11 protein-coding genes and 1 pseudogene are annotated in these 18,978 nt (G+C 39.6%); 2 read left to right on the top strand and 10 right to left on the bottom strand.

What is annotated here, in order from left to right:
• Nucleotides 1–552: 552 nt before the first annotated feature.
• The 3 genes from ACFINS_RS01130 to htpX all read right to left on the bottom strand — a co-directional run bounded on the left by ACFINS_RS01130 (nt 553) and on the right by htpX (nt 4,821).
• Nucleotides 553–2,298: a heparinase II/III family protein gene (locus ACFINS_RS01130; RefSeq protein WP_375612721.1), complete on the bottom strand. Its 1,746-nt coding sequence runs from the start codon at nt 2,296–2,298 to the stop codon at nt 553–555.
• A gap of 64 nt (nt 2,299–2,362) precedes the next feature.
• A complete protein-coding gene (locus tag ACFINS_RS01125) occupies nt 2,363–3,727 on the bottom strand; it encodes an RsmB/NOP family class I SAM-dependent RNA methyltransferase (RefSeq protein WP_375612230.1) in 1,365 nt (454 codons plus the stop codon).
• A gap of 47 nt (nt 3,728–3,774) precedes the next feature.
• On the bottom strand, nt 3,775–4,821 hold the full coding sequence (gene htpX, locus ACFINS_RS01120; protein WP_375612229.1) for a zinc metalloprotease HtpX: 1,047 nt from the start codon (nt 4,819–4,821) through the stop codon (nt 3,775–3,777).
• An 83-nt stretch (nt 4,822–4,904) separates the two neighbouring features.
• Between htpX and ACFINS_RS01115 the strand changes: the two genes are divergently transcribed.
• Nucleotides 4,905–5,120, top strand: a complete 216-nt coding sequence (locus tag ACFINS_RS01115) for a DUF1674 domain-containing protein (protein WP_375612228.1) — start codon at nt 4,905–4,907, stop codon at nt 5,118–5,120.
• 135 nt (nt 5,121–5,255) lie between these two features.
• Here ACFINS_RS01115 and rpsP read toward each other — a convergent pair whose 3' ends face one another.
• The 4 genes and pseudogenes from rpsP to ACFINS_RS01095 all read right to left on the bottom strand — a co-directional run bounded on the left by rpsP (nt 5,256) and on the right by ACFINS_RS01095 (nt 8,455).
• Nucleotides 5,256–5,630, bottom strand: a complete 375-nt coding sequence (gene rpsP / locus ACFINS_RS01110; protein WP_375612227.1) for a 30S ribosomal protein S16 — start codon at nt 5,628–5,630, stop codon at nt 5,256–5,258.
• A 16-nt stretch (nt 5,631–5,646) separates the two neighbouring features.
• Nucleotides 5,647–5,975, bottom strand: a pseudogene (locus ACFINS_RS01105) (chorismate mutase).
• A gap of 24 nt (nt 5,976–5,999) precedes the next feature.
• A complete protein-coding gene (gene ffh / locus ACFINS_RS01100; RefSeq protein ID WP_375705776.1) occupies nt 6,000–7,568 on the bottom strand; it encodes a signal recognition particle protein in 1,569 nt (522 codons plus the stop codon).
• 230 nt (nt 7,569–7,798) lie between these two features.
• Nucleotides 7,799–8,455 (bottom strand): carbonic anhydrase, encoded by a 657-nt coding sequence (locus tag ACFINS_RS01095; RefSeq protein ID WP_375612226.1) that lies wholly within the window; start codon nt 8,453–8,455, stop codon nt 7,799–7,801.
• Between the two features lie 266 nt (nt 8,456–8,721).
• On the opposite strand from ACFINS_RS01095, the gene ACFINS_RS01090 reads away from it, so the two are divergent.
• Nucleotides 8,722–13,431 carry an NAD-glutamate dehydrogenase gene (locus tag ACFINS_RS01090; protein WP_375705772.1) on the top strand — a complete coding sequence of 1,570 codons (4,710 nt, stop codon included), beginning with the start codon at nt 8,722–8,724 and terminating at the stop codon, nt 13,429–13,431.
• Nucleotides 13,432–14,732: 1,301 nt separating this feature from the next.
• Here ACFINS_RS01090 and ACFINS_RS01085 read toward each other — a convergent pair.
• The 3 genes from ACFINS_RS01085 to ACFINS_RS01075 form a co-directional block, all read right to left on the bottom strand.
• Nucleotides 14,733–15,719: a DUF2125 domain-containing protein gene (locus ACFINS_RS01085; RefSeq protein ID WP_375705771.1), complete on the bottom strand. Its 987-nt coding sequence runs from the start codon at nt 15,717–15,719 to the stop codon at nt 14,733–14,735.
• A 798-nt stretch (nt 15,720–16,517) separates the two neighbouring features.
• Nucleotides 16,518–17,264: a glutamine amidotransferase gene (locus ACFINS_RS01080; RefSeq protein ID WP_375606037.1), complete on the bottom strand. Its 747-nt coding sequence runs from the start codon at nt 17,262–17,264 to the stop codon at nt 16,518–16,520.
• Nucleotides 17,265–17,410: 146 nt separating this feature from the next.
• Nucleotides 17,411–18,970, bottom strand: coding sequence for a heme biosynthesis protein HemY (locus tag ACFINS_RS01075; RefSeq protein WP_375705770.1), 1,560 nt, complete (start codon nt 18,968–18,970; stop codon nt 17,411–17,413).
• Between the last annotated feature and the right edge of the window lie 8 nt (nt 18,971–18,978).

The raw sequence follows: 18,978 nt of genomic DNA, 5'->3' as shown, positions 1-18,978 counted from the left end.
TTACAAACATTGGGCACTGATAAATAGTGTGATAGTGCCGAACTGCTCCTTCATAAGCATAAAGATGGGGGGTGCTTAATGGATTTACCGTTATACCCATCACGGGCATCGTCGCAAAATAGGCTTGGAAGCATTAAGGGATTTTTCTTTAAAATAAGTCCGTGAATATACAATACAATAGCGCTCTGTTTTTCGTGAAGAGCGTAATCCTATTAATGCAACTCTCTCAGAGAGAAATATTGATCCCAACAGCACACTTAAAAACTTATAGAAGATAAGCAACGGCTTAATTTTCTCTCCATATCTTTAAAGGATCAAAATCCTTAACTAGTACTCATCTGTCAACAATGGTCTTTCAAAAAACCTTTTTTCTGGAGCCAATCCCTTTTAGCATCACCTCATGAGATTCTATGAGCAAACCTTGCCTAAAAACATCCACCCCATACTCTAACAAAACTCTTCATGTATAAAATTGATATGATCTTCAAATTTTGAGAATATTACCACAATAAACAATAATGTTTTGCGACACGCAAAATAAAACGCAATATACTATGGGTTGGAACAATGTTCTAATTTTTTATCAAACGCTTTACGGATAAAACGCCAACGAACTTTTTCCTGAAATGCAGGACGAAAATATAAAACAATCTGTTGTGTCCGTTGTGGACCTGTTAATTCTGCAAAATCAATCGAATCTTCAAGACAAATATCTGCGTCAGGCGATATAAAATACCATATTTGTTCACTCTTCACGTTCTCGTTCTTTACGGCTAAACACACACGTTTGCCATCATAGTTAACTTCAACTTGTGGATGAAGATGAAACCGAACAGCAACATAATTTTGTTCATTTTGCACACTCTTGTGTCTCTTTCTCCCTTTATTTGGCATAAAAAAGCGATCAAAACCTTCGATCGTATCTCCATTTGTCGCCAAAATAAGACCACGCTCATGAATAAGATTAAAGGGTCGCACATAACCATTATGACTCGCAATAAAACCTGTCTTCTCTGAATCCTCTATACGGCACACTTGAACATCTGTTGGTCCATCAAACAAAAATGGCGCGCCATTTTTCTTTTTATGATAAAAAGCACCCACTGAACAATCATTAAGCGTAGCTGTTGAATGTGCTGCAGTAACACGCCCTAAATGTCGATACTCTTCCCGCCCATCAGGATTAACACCGGCATTGATAATAAAACGGTGCCCTTGTGAAGACATTTCAAAAGACAAACACCCCGAACAAGCCTGCTGTGCTACAGAGCGAGGTGGAAACTTTCCTGTATCTGCAAGCACTGTTGTTTGATTGGCTTTTAAGCGCTGAAATCCTGAATAACGGGCATAACTAAAAGGATGACCTCCTGTTTCATCAAGCTCCAAAAGTGATGATAACCGTTCCGATACAAGGGGACCAACCCCATTAAAATGGGCCAACGTTTGATCCTCATGGATAAAGAATCGTAAAGCTGGCAACATACGCTCAACAGAATCAATCAAAATACGGGGTGCTGTTTCATTGCTACGCATAAAAAGATGCCGTAACGACAATAAATCCGATAACAAATTCAGCAAAATAACAGGACTACGGGAAATATGCCCACCATCAACTAGGATTTGACGGGAAAGCTCCTCTATAAGTGTGGTTTGTACCTTTTTTTTCACTGCCGCTGAAACAGGCAAAGCAAGAGATGCGAATGTCAAAGCCACTGCTGCTTGTAAACGTTGATCATTGTGCTCCATACTACAAACTGTTACGCGCAAATAACGAAATTGCAAACCAAGTGCACGTAAAAAGCGTTTTTCAAACCGTTCACTTGCCCCTTCTAACAACATTTTCGAATGACAAATCCATGAAATCAAGCGCCGCGCCACAACAGGATCACTCCAAGCAAGCCCTTTTACCTTCTTACCAGCATGGTCAAACCAGTCTTCTAAAAGAGAGCGTGCATGTGCAGAAGCTAAATCACTTCCTGCTGCCTCCATATGGCGCAACCAATGAAAATCATGTAGAGCCGCTTCCCATTCTAGCGTTGGTGGAACCAATGAAAACGGCGAAACAGCACCAGAATGAACAATGTGACCAGCAAAAGCAAAACGACCATGATAAAATTCATGCGCCATCATCGGATCAGCTACATGCAAATCCATGGGATGCGCTAAAATTTTATGAGGACGAAACCCTGAAAATCGCCAACGAAACAATGGTCCAACCCATAAACGCCGCATAACATTCTGTATCGTATCGATACAGGCTGCCACTTTTACCTGAGGAGCTTTTACCGCAACCGCCAAAATTTCATCTCCATTTATGCTGAATCAAATACAATTTCGACCATTTTTGTAAATGAAGCGTTAATTAAGCAATTTTTCGTAAGCGCGCAGCGAAAAAACCATCCATTCCTAAAAATACGGTTTTCTCAGCATCAAAATTTTTATGACAAAAATCCGCAGGCGTTGTCCGTAACATCCCCCCACAAAGCAAATGTTCCAGTGCTCCCATTTCCTCTGGATAAATAGGGTCTAAAACAATGTCATTGCGTGTCGATAAAATTTTCTCAATAAGATGTTCACCTTCTTCTCTTGCCAATGAACAATTGGAAAAAACAATCCGCCCCCCCTCCTTCACCAAAGAAATTGCTGCGACAAGCAAATCATATTGCAACGCCGCTAACTTGACGATATTTTCCCTCGATTTCGTCCATAAAATATCCGGATGACGACGGATTGTTCCTGTAGAAGAACAAGGAGCATCAAGAAGAACCACATCAAAAAGCTGTGTGGGATAGAAATTTCTCACATCGCCCTGCCAAATGTGAACTGAAAAATGAAGCCGTTCCATATTTTCTTTTAAACGCTTTATGCGGTTAGCAGAAAGCTCAATTGCAGTCACCTCAGCCCCTTGCAAAGCCAATTGTGCTGTTTTTCCTCCAGGGCTCGCACAAAGATCAGCAACGCGTTTACCCTCAATATTCCCAAGTAAACAAGCAGGCAAAGCTGCTGCAAAATCTTGGACCCACCAAGACCCTTCACGATAGCCTGGTAAATCAGAAACAGAACACTCCAGACGCTTCAATCGAACAGAACCATTGGGCAATACCACACCGCCAAGCCTTTCAGCCCATCCACCACTATCAGATTTCACTGTCAAATCGAAAGGAGGTTCCACACTTTGAATTGCGATAATCTTATGCGCCTTTTCTGTTCCATAAGCTGACACTAAAAGCTGTCCAAACCACGCTGGAACACCTTCAATGGTAGAAACTTGTTGACGTAAAGGCTCTGCCTCACGTGCAACATTGCGCAAAAGAGCATTCACCACCCCTGAAAAACGGCGCATTCGAGGATCAAGTTTCGCCACACGCACAGCTAAATCAATAGCCGCATGATCGGGAATATCAAGATAAAGAATTTGTGCAACACTGATATGCAAAAGATGCTGAAGTGAAAGTGCTTGTGAAGGCAAAGGACGCGCCAAAAAGCGTGAGAGAGCCACCATAATCTGCCCTCGATGACGCAATGAAGCTGTTAAAATAGCCCGACATAACAAACGATCTCGTTGTGAAAGCTTCAAATATTGTGGATGTCCGTGTTCATTATCCGTCAAACCAGACAGAGGCGTGTACTTATCAATTACCGCCCCCAAAAGACGTACACACACCTGCCGAACAGCTAATCCTGGAACATTTTTTTCAGACACATGCCCCGCTTTTTTGTGTTTCAAAACACCACCTTTATATCACAGTTTTCTCAAAATCTCCCTCAATAACTCTATGAACGAGATCTTTTTGAATTTTCATAACGAAGCCAAGAAGGACGTTTTGTAACACGCTGAAAAGAACTGTTTTCTTGTTCACCTAATACATGAGCCTGACCACTATGAAAATCTGCATAATTCATCCCGCTGCTTTTTTCATGTATAGCGTCTTCTTTATTCCATCCCACACTTTTGGTAAGAGCCCCTTTCATCTCTTCTGCTTGCCGATAAAGAGCAGCAATACGATTTGCAGTTGCTGGATGTGTCGAAAAAAGACTATCCGCTCCCTCACCGCTCAAAGGATTAATAATAAACAGATGCGCGGTTGCTGGATTATGCTCTGCTTCTTCATTATATACCCCATGCGCCCCATCAGCAATTTTACGCAATGCCGAAGCCAACCATAAAGGATTACCACATATTTCAGCCCCTCTCCGATCCGCAGCATATTCCCGTGTACGGCTAATCGCCATTTGCACCAGCATCGCTGCAAAAGGCGCCACGAGCAATGCAATAAATCCTCCAATTGCCCCAGCGCCATGAGAATCTTCTGAAGAGTTACGCTGTCCTCCCATAAAGAAAGCAAAATTACCAAGCATTGAAATTGCCCCTGCAATCGTTGCGGTTAGAGTCATTGTTAACGTATCACGATGCTCAATATGTGCGAGCTCATGCGCCATAACGCCGGCAATTTCCTCAGCGCTTAACCGCTCTAACAACCCAGTACTTGCAGCAACAGCTGCATTTTGCGGATTACGTCCCGTTGCAAAAGCATTTGGCTGTGCATTCTCAATAACATAAATTTTTGGTTGAGGAAGAGAAGCTTTTTTAGCTAAATCGCTTACAATCTTATAATAAACTGGTGCTGAATGCTGATCAACTTCACGCGCCCCGTACATGCGTAAAACGATTTTATCTGAATTCCAATAAGAAAAAAAGTTTAAACCACTTGCCATTAAAAGAGCAATGACCATGCCACCACCCCCTCCAACAAGATAACCAACTCCCATAAAGAGAGCAGTTAAAAAAGCCAAAAGCATAGCTGTACGCATTATATTCATTACTCAAAAAACTCCATGATAAAAGTCAATCAATACTATATGATGGTGTTTTCTTTCTGCTTCTTCAATGGAATAGGTGTAAAATGAATAAAAAAGATGAGAAAACAAGCAAAAAAAATGCAACTGACGTTAAACAGCAATCTCTTTCTCCCGCAGCACAACGCGCTCTCCAAGAAGCTGAAGAAAGACGAAAACACGCAGCAAAAAAAGAACAACCTTTAGAAAATGGTGGACGCGGCGGCAAGGACCCTTCCCGCTATGGAGATTGGGAAATTAAAGGCCGCGCCATTGATTTTTAAAACCATTGATTTAAAAAAACCAACGCGATTTAAACAAGCAGCTTTTTAAAGAAGATCCGTTTTTGATAGACAAAAACGGATAATATTTATTTTTCTAAAGCTTTTAAAAACACGTTGATTAAACAACCATGCTTCTTATGCTGTAGCAGATTCTGCTTCAGCCGCTGCAGCTGCTTCTTCTGCCGCTTGCTTTGCTGCTGCTATACGTTCTTGTGCTTTTTTACCCGGTTCACCTTTATGTGGATTATTACGAGTTGGACGCTTTTTCAAGCCAGCTGCATCTAAAAACCGTAAAACGCGATCTGTTGGTTGAGCCCCTTGCCCAAGCCAATATTGGATACGTTCTTCATTAAGTTTCACCCTCGGTCCATCTTTAGGCAACATTGGATCCCATGCACCAACACGTTCAAGAAACCGCCCATCGCGCGGACTACGAACATCTGCAACGACGATATGATAGTAAGGACGTTTTTTTGAACCTCCACGGGACAAACGAATTTTCAATGCCATATTTTATCTCCTATTGTCAGCTCTGGCTTTCGTTTAAATTGACTTTTTTGTTTTTTGCTCTTCAGCAATAACTTCATGATGACTCACAACTTCTTTAATAATAAATTTTAAAAATCTTTCAGCAAAATCAGGATCAAGATGACTCTCTATAGCCAATTGCCGCAAACGCGCTACCTGACATTGCTCACGCAGAGGATCTACTTTAGGCAAATCATAACGGGCTTTTAAGCGCCCAACAGCTTTCGTACAACGAAACCGCTCTGCTAAGATATGAATCAAGGTTGCATCAAAATTATCAATGGATGCTCGTAAATGTGCCAATTCGTTTAATACTGTTTCCTGCATTATATTCCTTTCCCTCTTTACATCTTATTTTTTCTTAGGATGCTGAAGAAAATTTCCCCCATCGACAATGCCATTGGAAAGACCAGGAAATGTAGGTCCACGCTTAGGAAGTCCGGGCAAGAGCTTCCCTCCATTACCATTTTCAATTTGCTTTTGAAGCATTGAGAATTGCTTTGGATCCAATCCCGACAAATCCGGTATAGCTGGAGAATCCCCTCCCAAGTTTCCCATACCACCAAAACCCATTTTGGAACCAAGGCCTCCCAACATTTTTCCCATAAAACCACTTTTTCCTTTACCACCCATGGCTTTCATCATATCAGCCATTTGGCGATACATCTTCAAAAGTTTATTAATATCAGCCGCTGTCGTACCAGACCCCTTAGCAATTCGTTGTTTGCGGCTATGTTTTAAAAGCTCTGGATTCGCCCGCTCTTTGGGTGTCATAGATGAAATAATGGCCAATTGACGATCAAACAAACGATCATCAAACCCCGCAGCCGCAATCTGCTCTTTGACCTTCCCCATTCCTGGCAACATGCCCATAATACCGCCCATTCCACCCAGTTTTTTCATTTTCTGCAACTGTTCTGCAAGATCATTCAGATCAAATTTTCCGGCTTGCATTTTTTTTGCAAAAGCAGCAGCTTTCTCGTGATCCATTGTTTCAGCAGCTTTTTCAACCAAAGAAACAATATCCCCCATTCCGAGAATACGATCAGCAATACGACTGGGATGAAATTCTTCTAAAGCATCTATTTTTTCACCAGTTCCAATTGCTTTAATTGGTTTACCTGTAACAGCACGCATAGAAAGAGCAGCGCCACCACGCCCATCACTATCCATCCGTGTTAAAATAATCCCCGTAATCCCGACACGCTCATCAAAAGAACGAGCAAGATGAACGGCATCTTGCCCCGTCAAACTATCAGCCACCAACATAATCTCATGAGGAAGGGAACATGCTTTAATTTCAGCCAATTCGAGCATCAAAGCTTCATCAATATGATTACGTCCTGCTGTGTCAAGAAGAAGCACGTCATAACCACCCAATTTAGCAGCCTGTACGGCACGTGATGCAATATCAACGGGCAGCTGACCCGCAATAATAGGCAAGCTTGCAAGTTTTGCCTGTTCTCCCAATTGGCGCAATTGCTCCTGTGCAGCGGGACGGCGTGTATCTAATGACGCCATGAGAACTTTTTTATTGTGCTTATCAGTAAAACGTTTTGCAAGCTTTGCTGTTGTGGTTGTTTTTCCCGAACCTTGCAAACCAGTCATCATGATAACAACTGGAGCTGGTGCATTTAAATCACTCAGAACGCTTTCACTTCCAAGAATATGAACCAATTCATCATGAACAATTTTAACCACCATTTGGCCTGGTTTAATTGATTTAACGATTTCGGCCCCAACAGCTTTTTCCCGAACTCTATCGGTAAAAGAGCGCACAACATCAAGAGCAACATCAGCTTCCAATAAAGCGCGACGAATTTCACGCAGCGCCTCTACAACATCCTGATCCGATAAAGCGCCACGTCCCGTCAAATGAGACAGGATAGAACCAAGTCGCTCTTGCAAGGATTCAAACATCATTTACCTCATTGTTGCATAACAAACAAACCAAAATAGCATCCGAGAACGCATCGCGCCGTCGGATGTTGACCTCTGAGATCTCTTTATACCCTTAAACTGGGGTCTCAGTCGGTGGCTCCAAGTTAATTTTGTCACTGAAAGCTTGCTCCTTCAAACAATAAAACCCCAGCTTTGTCAAGTTTTATCATAAAATATCTTTTTATACGAAGAAATAAAAACAACAAATACTATACTTCAAAACTTTCAACTTCAACACGCATAAAACAACCTGTTTCCTGTTCCATGCTCCATAATTTTCCGCTAGAGATATCAAACCAAACACCATGCAATGTCAAAAAACCTTGATCTTTGCGAAGCTTTATCCACGGAAACGTCTCTAAATTTCTCAACGAATGGCGAATAGAAAGCTGCTCTAATGCCGTCTGTTTTTCTGGCCAAGACAGCGACTTATTATTCAAAACGATTTCTGCTGCTGGTGCTAAGAGACTTATCCATTGACCGATAAAATCATTTGATAATAAAGATTTATATGTCTCATTAAGAGCAGTACGAATGCCTCCACAATGGGCATGACCAAAAACGACAATATGTCTCACCTCAAGCAATTGCACAGCATATTCAAGAGCTGCTGATGTTGCGTGATATTGGTCATCAGGAGAAAAAGGAGGAACCACATTCGCCACGTTGCGCAGGGTGAAAATTTCCCCTGGCTTAGCATCAAAAATCATTTCTGGTACTGCACGCGAATCACAACAAGCAATGACCAAAACTTCAGGTTTCTGCCCCTCAATCGCCAATTGCTGATAATCTGCTATTTTATATAAAAAATGATTGTTTATAAAGTTTTGGTAACCACTTAAAAGTCTTTCTGGTAAATGCGCCATTCTCTCTTTACTTTTGCTTCTTTTTTTACTTTCATTTTGTATATTTTAAAAAACAAACTATTAACATACAAAAATACTAAAAGTGCCCTTTCCTTGAAGCAAAATATTTCTTTAAAGTACAAAATATTACTAAAAAATAGCAAAAACAAACTCATTCTTTCCAAATAAAGAGCTATTTTCTTTAGAAAGAAGGTGTTACAGTATATAAAAAATATAATGGTCTGCTTTTAATAAAGACCCCTTAAGAGCAAAAAGGGAGAGTGAATGTGTTGCAACAAAAAAAAACAGAGACAAAAAACACCCAAGATAAAATAGAACAAATCCTTTTTGCCCAAACCGATAAAGAAGATATTGCTTATTATGAAAATGAAGAACTTCAAAAAGCCACAGCCATCGCGGTAAAAGCTTTTAATCTCCATCAGACGGGAAAAAATACCATCTGCTTTGAGCAAAATTTAACCCGCAGTAACAGACCTATAACCGTTATCACGCTTGTCAATGATAACAAACCCTTCCTTCTGGATTCTATTTTAAATGTTTTTAATCAACACAAAAACCATATCTATTTGATTGCACACCCCATTATTGATTGTGCTTCTGGAAAACGCATCAGTCTGATGCAAATTCACATCGAGTCATTAAACAAACAGCAAATACAAAAACTTGAAAATGAACTCACCTTAGTTCTTGAACAGGTTAATGCTGCTGTACAAGACTGGAAACCTATGCTTGAAGAAGTTGAAAAGCAGATTCATGCCTACCAAATAAATCTTCCCCCGCACTACAAACAAGAAGGCGAAAAGGCCATTGAGTTTCTTCACTGGCTAATGGACGATAATTTCATTTTCCTTGGTATGCGCACTTACAACTTCATTAAAGACCAAAAACCCCTAAAATCCTTTACGGCAAGTAATATTGAACTTGGTATACTCACGGATGCTTCTATTCATATTGTTGACGATAAAAGTATGAAAGAACCTCCTCAAGAAGTTTTATCCTTCATGGAAAGCGATAATCTGTTTATCGTGACAAAAGCGAACAGCCGCTCCAAAATTCACCGTTCTGTTTGGCTCGATTATATTGGTCTTAAAATCTTTGATAAAGAAAACCAACTCTGTGGAGAATTACGCATTGTAGGGCTTTTTACCTCCTCAGCTTATACACGTTCTATTTTGCAAATTCCTTTCTTAAAAGAAAAAGCCCGAACTATTATTCAACGTCTTGGACACAATCACGCCGATTATTCAGGTAAAGCACTCATCAGTGCTTTAGAAACCTATCCAAGAGATGAAATGTTTCGCTCTGATGTTGATACATTGACAGAAAACATTAAGCTTATTCTACAATTAGATGAGCGCCCACGTTTACGGGTTCTTGCCCACACTGATTCTTTTGGACGCTTTGTTTCTATCCTTGTCTACGTACCGCGTGACCAATATAGCAGCAGCCTGCGTGAAAAAGTTGGCGAACATTTTGTAGAGCTTTATAAAGGTGACTTTTTTGAATCTTATCCGCTATTTTTGGAAAGCACCCTTATACGTGTCTATTATATCATCCATCGCAAAGGAAACGAAACTGTTCCCCTTCATGAGCGCTCCACACTTGAACAACATGTACGTTCGATTGCACGAAGTTGGGAAGACAGGGTTCAAGCCATCGCTCTTAACAAGAAAATAACAGAGCAACAAACACGTCTAGCCAGTGAATTCCCCAACAGCTATCGTGATTTATTTTCAGCTGAAGACGCTATTAACGATGCCGGACATATTCTAAGTCTTCATGATGAAAAGCCCCTTTTCGTGATCTTTTATCACGCACAAAATAAAGAAAAACAGTGCATTTCTCTTCGGCTTTTTCACCGCCATGAAGCACTTGCCCTTTCCAAACGTGTACCACTCCTTGAAAACATGGGGTTTCGCGTTATTGCTGAACAAACCCTTGAATTACCAGATGGCAATGGGCGCTCTGTGTATCTTCATGATATGCAGCTAGAAAGTACTTTCCAACGCTGTATCGATTTTGAAAAAGACGGTCAAAAACACGCCGAAACCTTTGAAGCCATTTGGGCACAAAATGCTGATAATGACGGCTTTAATGCTCTCACCCAAACAGCTGAGCTTGATTGGCATGAAATTGTTATTTTGCGCCATTATGGGCGCTATCTCCAACAAGCTGGAATTCCTTATTCGCAAGATCGCGTTGCCCAAACTTTAAATGCTTATCCTGACATTACCCAAGATCTTTATGCTTTATTTCATTTAAAATTTCATCAAAGCCATACAGAAAAAGAACGAGAAAAAAACCAACAAGTCATTCAAAAGCGCATTGAAGAAAAATTACGGAAAGTCTCTGGTTTAGATGATGATCTCATTTTACGCCGTTATTGTAACCTTATCGAGGCGAGTTTACGAACGAATGCCTTTACGCCTCTTCCTGATGGAAGTCCACGGCGTATTTTAGCCACCAAATTAAATCCACGCCAGATTGAAGGTTTGCCTGAACCGCGCCCTTACCGAGAAATTTTTGTTTATGGACCAGAAGTTGAAGGGGTCCATTTGCGTTTTGGACCTATCGCTCGTGGCGGCATTCGTTGGTCTGACCGTGCATTAGATTACCGCACCGAAGTGCTTAGCTTAGTCAAAGCCCAACAAGTTAAAAATGCGGTTATCGTTCCTGCAGGTGCAAAAGGTGGATTCTATCCCCATCGGCTTCCCCAAACAAATGACCGTGCTGTCATCATAGAAGCAGCACGACAAGCTTATACAGACTTTATAACAGCTTTGCTCTCCATTACAGACAATCTGATTAACGGCAAAATAAGTTCTCCCCACAATGTCATCTGTCATGATGACCCTGACCCCTATTTTGTTGTTGCGGCGGACAAAGGAACAGCAACTTTTTCTGATACAGCCAACGCCATCAGCCAAGCAAACCACTTTTGGCTTGATGATGCTTTTGCCTCTGGAGGCTCAGCAGGTTATGACCACAAAGACATTGGTATTACAGCTAAAGGTGCATGGGAAGCCGTCAAAAGACATTTTAGAGAGTCATTTAATCACGATATTCAAACAACGCCCTTCACCTGTGTCGGTGTTGGCGATATGTCTGGTGATGTCTTTGGCAATGGAATGCTGCTTTCCAAACAAACAAAATTGATTGCCGCTTTTGATCACCGCGATATCTTTATTGATCCAGATCCGAACATAGACGAAAGCTATGTAGAGCGTACGCGTCTCTTCAGACTGCCTCGCTCAAGCTGGCAGGATTACGACCAAAGCAAATTATCAAAGGGCGGTGGTATCTTCTCACGAAAAGAAAAAACCATTACTCTCTCACCTGAAGCAGCACAAGCCATTGGTTTCGAAAAACAAACAGGAACACCCTTTGAAATTATCTCTGCTCTTCTCAAAGCCCCTGTTGATCTTTTATGGTTCGGTGGCATTGGTACTTATATCCGCGCAACAACCGAAAACGATGCCCAAGTAGGTGATCGTGCAAATGATGCAATACGCATTACCGGAGAACAAGTGCGTGCAAAAATTATTGGTGAAGGAGCTAATCTTGGTGTTACACAACGTGGACGGATTGAATATGTCTTAAATGGTGGTCGATGCAACACGGATGCCATTGACAATTCTGCTGGTGTGAATTGTTCTGATATTGAGGTCAATCTCAAAATTGTTCTTGCATCAGCACTACGTGCCAAAACGTTAACCCGCGAAGAACGCAATAAGCTCTTGAAAAAAATGACGCCTCAAGTCGAGCAACTTGTCTTGCGCAACAATTATCTACAACCTCTTGCGCTTTCTTTGTCGGAAAACCAAAGCACTACTGATTTGCCCTATCAAATACGCTTTATGCACGACTTGGAACAAAAAAATCTTCTAGATCGCAGAGTTGAAATACTCCCTGATGAACAAGTTTTACAGCAAAGAACAACCCAAGGCAAAGGTCTTCTCCGCCCAGAACTCGCCGTTATTTTTGCCTATGCTAAATTGACCTTAAAAGAAGAAATTGCTAATAGCCCCATTGTTGATGATCACTATTTCAATACAGCCCTGCTGAACTATTTTCCAACCCAAATTCAAGAAAATTTTAAGAAGGAAGTTATTAACCATCAATTGCGTCGTAATATTATCGCAACGCTGATTGCCAACGATATTGTAAATCGTGGAGGCCCCACTTTTGTTAATCGATTACACGATGCAACAGAACAAAAAGCTGAAAATATTATTCGCGTTTTCATTGCCATCCGCGATGGTTTTGAAATTCCTCAATTGTCTGAGCAAATTGATAAGCTTGATAATAAAATACCCGGTCTTGTCCAAAATAAATTCTACGCAACAATGACCCCAATGCTCTTTGAAACAACCAATTGGGGTTTGCACAACATAGATCTCTCACGTCCATTAGAAGAAATTGTAAAAACAATAAAACAAGCCCGTAGCGTTATTGAAAAAGAGCTTATGCATTCTCACGGCAACGATATTAAGCAAAAGATTGAAGAAAAAGCATTACACTACAGCGAAGAGGGAGCACCAAAAGCATTAGCGAAACAATTAGCTCTCTTGGAAGCTGCTTCAACAATCTGTGATATTTCTTTGATTGCAAAACAAAGCAACAGTGATCTTATTAAAACCGCAGAGATCTACTTTTCACTTGCGCAAATCATTCGTATAAACCGCATTAACGAAGCAAGTCGTATAATTCCTGTAGTAGATTATTATGATAGTATGGCTTTAAGCCAAGCCAAAGAAAATGTTTCTGAAAACTTTCGGCAAATCGTTATGAAAATCCTCAAAAATTATGGAAAGAAAAAAGATCCTTTTGACACTTGGAAAAAAACAGAAGAAGATCATATTCACAACATTACAAACCGCATTAGCGCCCTTATTGAAAATGATCTCAATATTTCTCGTTTTACTTTTGCAGCAGGATTGATTTCTCAACTTCAAAATATTGGCTTTCAAACCTAAAGAAAATACAAAACGACCCTCTCAATCTCCCGTTCTATCCCACCACCACAACAAACCAACTAAGACAGAGCAGAAGTTTGCATTTTAGACATAACACCAAAAATAAAAATCTCGCTATCTATCATAATAGAATTGTTTGCAACAATTTCAAAAAAACAACAGGATTGATTTTTCACCCTAAAACATAAACTTTCAGACTTAAAAGCAGTACAAAACAGCTAAGCTTTTGCTCTGTTCTATCCATCCATGACTAATCAGCAAGGGAAGAACGGAAACCCTATCCCGCATTTTTAGACAGAACACTCAAAATAAAAAATAAATTCAAATTTTACTGTCAAATATCCTTCATCATAAAAATATAATATATTGATTTACAATCATAATTTTATCATTTTTATGATAACTGATATTCTAAATTTGTCTCATTTAAAATCTATTTATATTCAATTAATTAACCCCATTTCCCCTTGCATATTGCAAATGGGAAAGCCGAATAGATAAAAACAGTAAAGAAAGGACTAAAAATGCCCCTCATAAACCGCCTCAAGTGCCAAAAGCTGCAGTAACATTGGGAGTTAGCAAATATAATATGATGATGTTTTCCCCTAGCTTGTTACTCCGTAACCGAAAAGATGATGGTGCTTAATGGCTTTATCCTTATACCATTCACAGGCGACATCGTGAAATAGGAAGCACTGAGAAATATTTTTTTAACAAATGCGTAAATATGCAATACAAATATATTCTGTTTTACGTGGAAGGCATATAGCTTCATTAAAAAATATCAGAAATAAAAGGATAAGCTTAATCCATTATTTAAAAGATATAACTGTAACTGCTTTTGAAATGCGTAAAATCGAATAAAAAATGACAGTAAAGATGGATGTTGATTTTCCCCTTTACAACTTCATATCTTCCTCCAACTAGGCTATTTACTTGTTTTAAGAGGTTACACCCAAACAGATATATGCAATATGCTCATTCCATATATAAAGAAAAAGGTTCCTAACAAGTACCACACCACCTGTATAAAAAGGCAATTCAGCATACTTTAAAATGCCACTTTTTCCATAGAAACACTGTTGCTATATGTAGTTTGACATAAGATTTTGTACTAAGTGAAAAGAGGTTGGACGGGTTAGGAGTAGGTGGTAATTTTTTATTTTTATAGCTATTTTTTTACCATTAAATACGCATTTTGTTAAAATAAATTTTTAACACTCTAAAATTGCAAAAAAGTGTGAAAATCAGAAAAAGTCGAAATTTGGTAGTAAAGATGAAAAAAGGCTTCGGTACAATACCTAAAGTGGAGCAAGACGACCAAGTTTTAAAAAGCCTAATTTTACCCACCCATTGTTAATGAGCAAGGAAAGAACGGGAGCGCCATCCGCATTTTTAGGCAAAGCACCCAAAATAAAAAATAACGCTTGAAGATTATTGGCTTGCCCAGGAAATAAGCGCTGCAGAGTGTCAAGAAGCTTCATGGACTGAATAAGGACAAGTTCAAATTTTGCTGTCAAATATCCTTCATCATCAAAAGAAAAAGGTCCACTAATACGCACTGCACCACCTGTATGAAAAGTCAATTCACCTTGCTTTAAAAGTCCACTTTTTCCATACAGTCGCTGTTTCCAATTTTTTTCTTCATCTTCAGACAAAAAAGAAATGTCATTTAAAATCCATTTCAAATTGCCATCAATTTTAGGAATATCAACAAAAGAAGATTTTAAAAAAGAAGAAGCATCAAAACCGTCAAAAGTTATATGTCCCGATAAATCATTCTTTTCATGTTTTAGATCAAAACGCAAAAATTCTGCCGTTATTTTTGGGGAAGCTTCTTTTGGCTCTAACGGCTGAATAATCACGTTATGCGTATTTTGCAAAGATGCCGGATCTTCAATATTTTCTTGTGTCGTTTTTTTATCTATCGTTTGTGCTCTTAATGCTTCTTGAAGCTTTTGATCTTCAGGGGAAGAGGAAAAAGATGAAATCTCAAGCCCTTCAGCTATAAACTTCAATGTTTTACCCGTTTTCCAATAAGGCTCTGTTTCAATCACCAAATTGCGCCAATGCGATACTATGGGAGTTTTTCCGGAAAAAACAATTAATGCAGGAGAATGAACATTAAACTCGACCAAATGAGGTGCGTAAATTGGTGCACCAGCTGTCAAACGCCCCGTCGATAAAGAAAACCCATGTAAAGGCCAAGAAAATTGAAACTTGTCACAAACAACACCGACACGTAAAGGATAACCATCCTTGTGCACATTCTCACATACCGCCGCCATATTATGGGAAGATACTTTTGTGAATATATCAGAAACATAGTCTTCTATTTTACGTGAAAAAAAAACCAGAGTGCGCTATAAATAAATATCAGAGCAAGACAAAAGAGCCCACAAATTAAATAACTCAAAGAAAAACTTTTTTGTGATGATGGTATTTGAAAGGATTTAGACAATATTCAAACTTTCTTTATCTCTTAACTTCCTCCCCACCCTAAAAAGGATAAAGATTCCCAACCACGTTCAGTTTATACACAATCCAACTTCTTAATCGACCGGATTTTATCTACTGATCACTTCAAGAAGTCCCTATACATCGTTCTAAAGTACAGTATCTCATAAGCTCAATAAACAAGATTTTCTTAAAAAAAAACCCATTACACCCTTTAACAAAAAACACCTCATGTGTAAAGTTTTACATAGATTTTCTACCTCTAGCTTAAACCATACTGTTTTACAGCACAACAAAAATGATAATGAATAGTGTTTCTTAACGATAAAGCCATTGAGCCCCCCATCTTTACGCTTATGGAGACCCCAAAGCCAGCACCATCATTATATTTGGCTAGCCCCCAAATGTTGCGACAGCCCTTGGCACTTAAGACAGTTCATAAGAAGCATTTTTAGTCTTTTCTTATACAGTTTTGCCCACACGCCAGCCCTCCTTGTGACATGCAAACAAGAGGTTTTTATTGAGTCAACATACACAGGTTTGGAATGAGAAAACCTTACTATATTCAGGATTCTCATTCAATATACAAAACCGTGAATTACCTATATAAATCAATTTGTTGTCAACAATCACACAAGTACGGGCGGTGTACAAAAAATCTGGTGTAATGCGCTTTCAAACCATTGGCTCAAAGCTCGATCATAGATTAAACGACCTTTCAAATGTGCACAAGCAGGTTGAGCACCTTTTTCAGTCAATTTATGTGCCGAACGCACGACCAAACGCCGCATCATAGCGCGTGTAAATTCAGCATGGAACTGCAAGCCCCATGCATTGTTTCCATAACGAAAAGCTTGTGTAGGATATGTATTCCCTGTTGCCAAAAGCATTGCCTCTTTCGGTAAATCATAAATACCTTCATCATGGAAATGGTAGACCATCTCTGGCCAATTCATCAATTCCTTCCCTTGTGGGGTTGCTTCTAGTGGATACCAGCCGACTTCAACAGTCCCATCACTTCTTGTACCAACGCGCCCCCCTAGATTTCGCGCTAACATTTGTGCTCCAAGACAAATACCCAAAAAAGGCTTATTTTCCTTTAGTGATAACGAAATCCAATCAATTTCCTCACCAATATAGGCTTCGCTGTCATTCACACTCATCGGTCCCCCTAAAATAACAACGCCGGCATAATGCTCTAATGTATCAGGGAGTTTTTGTCCAAAAATAGGACGATAAATATCAAGAACAAAACCATTTTGTTGTAAAAATTTTCCCAAACGACCAGTATAGGTAGAGCGCCGATGAATAACGACAGCAATCCTTGGTTTGTTATTTTTTTGTTTTTTATCAAGACATCTCTGATTTAAAAACATTTTTTAACCAATCACCTCTGCTACCAAGCAAAACTTTATTTTTAAAGCATAAGAGAATAATTTTATTGGAAAAGACTAACGATATTTTTTCTTCTAGGTCAATTGTTTCTTCTGAGAAAACATTCGTATTATCACATTGGTGCAATTTAAAATAAACGAAACTTTTTCCTCGATAAAGATGTTTCTTCTTCTATTTTAACCCCTGGATCATCAACATTTAAATGAATTTGACTGAACATTTTTACATCTTGTTCTTTTATATCTTGTTTCTCCACCTGCGCATTATGCAAAAGAGAATCATCTATAGGTGTTAATTTTTCAAGCTTCTTATCTTCAACATCATCACTTTTTCCCATAACATACTCTTTGTCTTGCTTTTTCGGCACAATATTGTCCGCCTCTAATGTGAGAGAAGGCATACAAGGAGGCGCCTTCCATTCAAAACAGCCCAAACGTCCACTGATTGGAGAAACCACTGACCAAGAAGAAAAAATGGCCCCATCACACATCCACACTGGATCACGTTCAGCACGAAGTGCTAAAGAAAGCCATTGACGCACAGCACCTTGATTGTTTCCCTGTGCCTCTTCAATATCTGCCAACAATAAATAAACACTTTCCCGTGGATGACATTGTAATGCTTTTTGTGCCTTCTCTCTTGCTAATGCTGTTTCACCAGCATCCAAAGCTGCTTTAGCAATAAGGAAAGCCGACTCAAATGCATCTTTATTATAAGAAGCAAGTGTCTTAGCCCTTTTCAATCGCCCAATGGCTCCTTCTTCTCTTTCAAGATAAAGCGCTCCCAAGTCAGGATGAGGCTCCTTTTGCCAAGCCGCTATAATCATTTTATCCGCTTTACGCGTTTCGTTTAATTTATAAAGAATATCAGCAGCAATAACTATTATTGGAACAAAATCAGGCGCCAATTTATGGGCTTTCAAAATAGCTTCACGTGCTTGTACAGGATGTGTATCAAACAAAGAAAGTGCCTGCCCACTTAGTAGTAAAACCTGTATATGCTGCCGCTCTGGAATCGCGCGAATAGAACGCGGGAGAGCTTTTTGCGTTCTTTCAAAAATAGTAAGTGCCTTATCCCATTTACCCTCAGTACTTAACCGATCAAGCACCGCCTGATGCGCCCATAAAAGTGCTGGCGATAAAGTCAGTGCCTCTTCAGCATATTGTTGCGCTGCCTCATAAGCTTTACTCTTCATTGCTTCACGAAACAAACCATAAAGTCCAACCAGTTTTGTCGGATCTTCCTTTCTCATCTCTTCATAAAGACCGATGGCGCGAACAGAGTCATTTTGTAAAGACAAGGTTTGCGCTTGTAAGAGTTTTACCAATGGCTCTTGTTTCCCTGCAAGATATTTAGCAACACGTGCTTCCATTTTTTGCGCAACCATACTATCACCAGCAAAAGTTGCAAGAATCCCCTTTGAAAGAGCTTCGTAACCACGCTTTTGATGGCGTTTATAAAAATAATTGGAAAGAGCATTCGGTATGGAAAAAAAGAAAGACAATAACCACCATAAAAGCACCAGCGTTACAAAAAATAAAATAAGCACACTTAACACTGTAAGAAATGAAGCAGAAAATCTGAAATGCAAAAATGTGAGAACAAAAATACCATTGTGATTAGCAACCCACGTGAAAGCTAAACCGAGGATACAAACAACAAAAATATAAATAAAAACACGTATCATCTTGGGCC

The sequence above is a fragment of the Bartonella sp. AA2SXKL genome, from assembly GCF_042197205.1.
Taxonomy (GTDB): Bacteria; Pseudomonadota; Alphaproteobacteria; order Rhizobiales; family Rhizobiaceae; genus Bartonella.
Note: the sequence above shows the minus strand (reverse complement) of the source record. Positions and strands in the feature narration are given on the sequence as shown.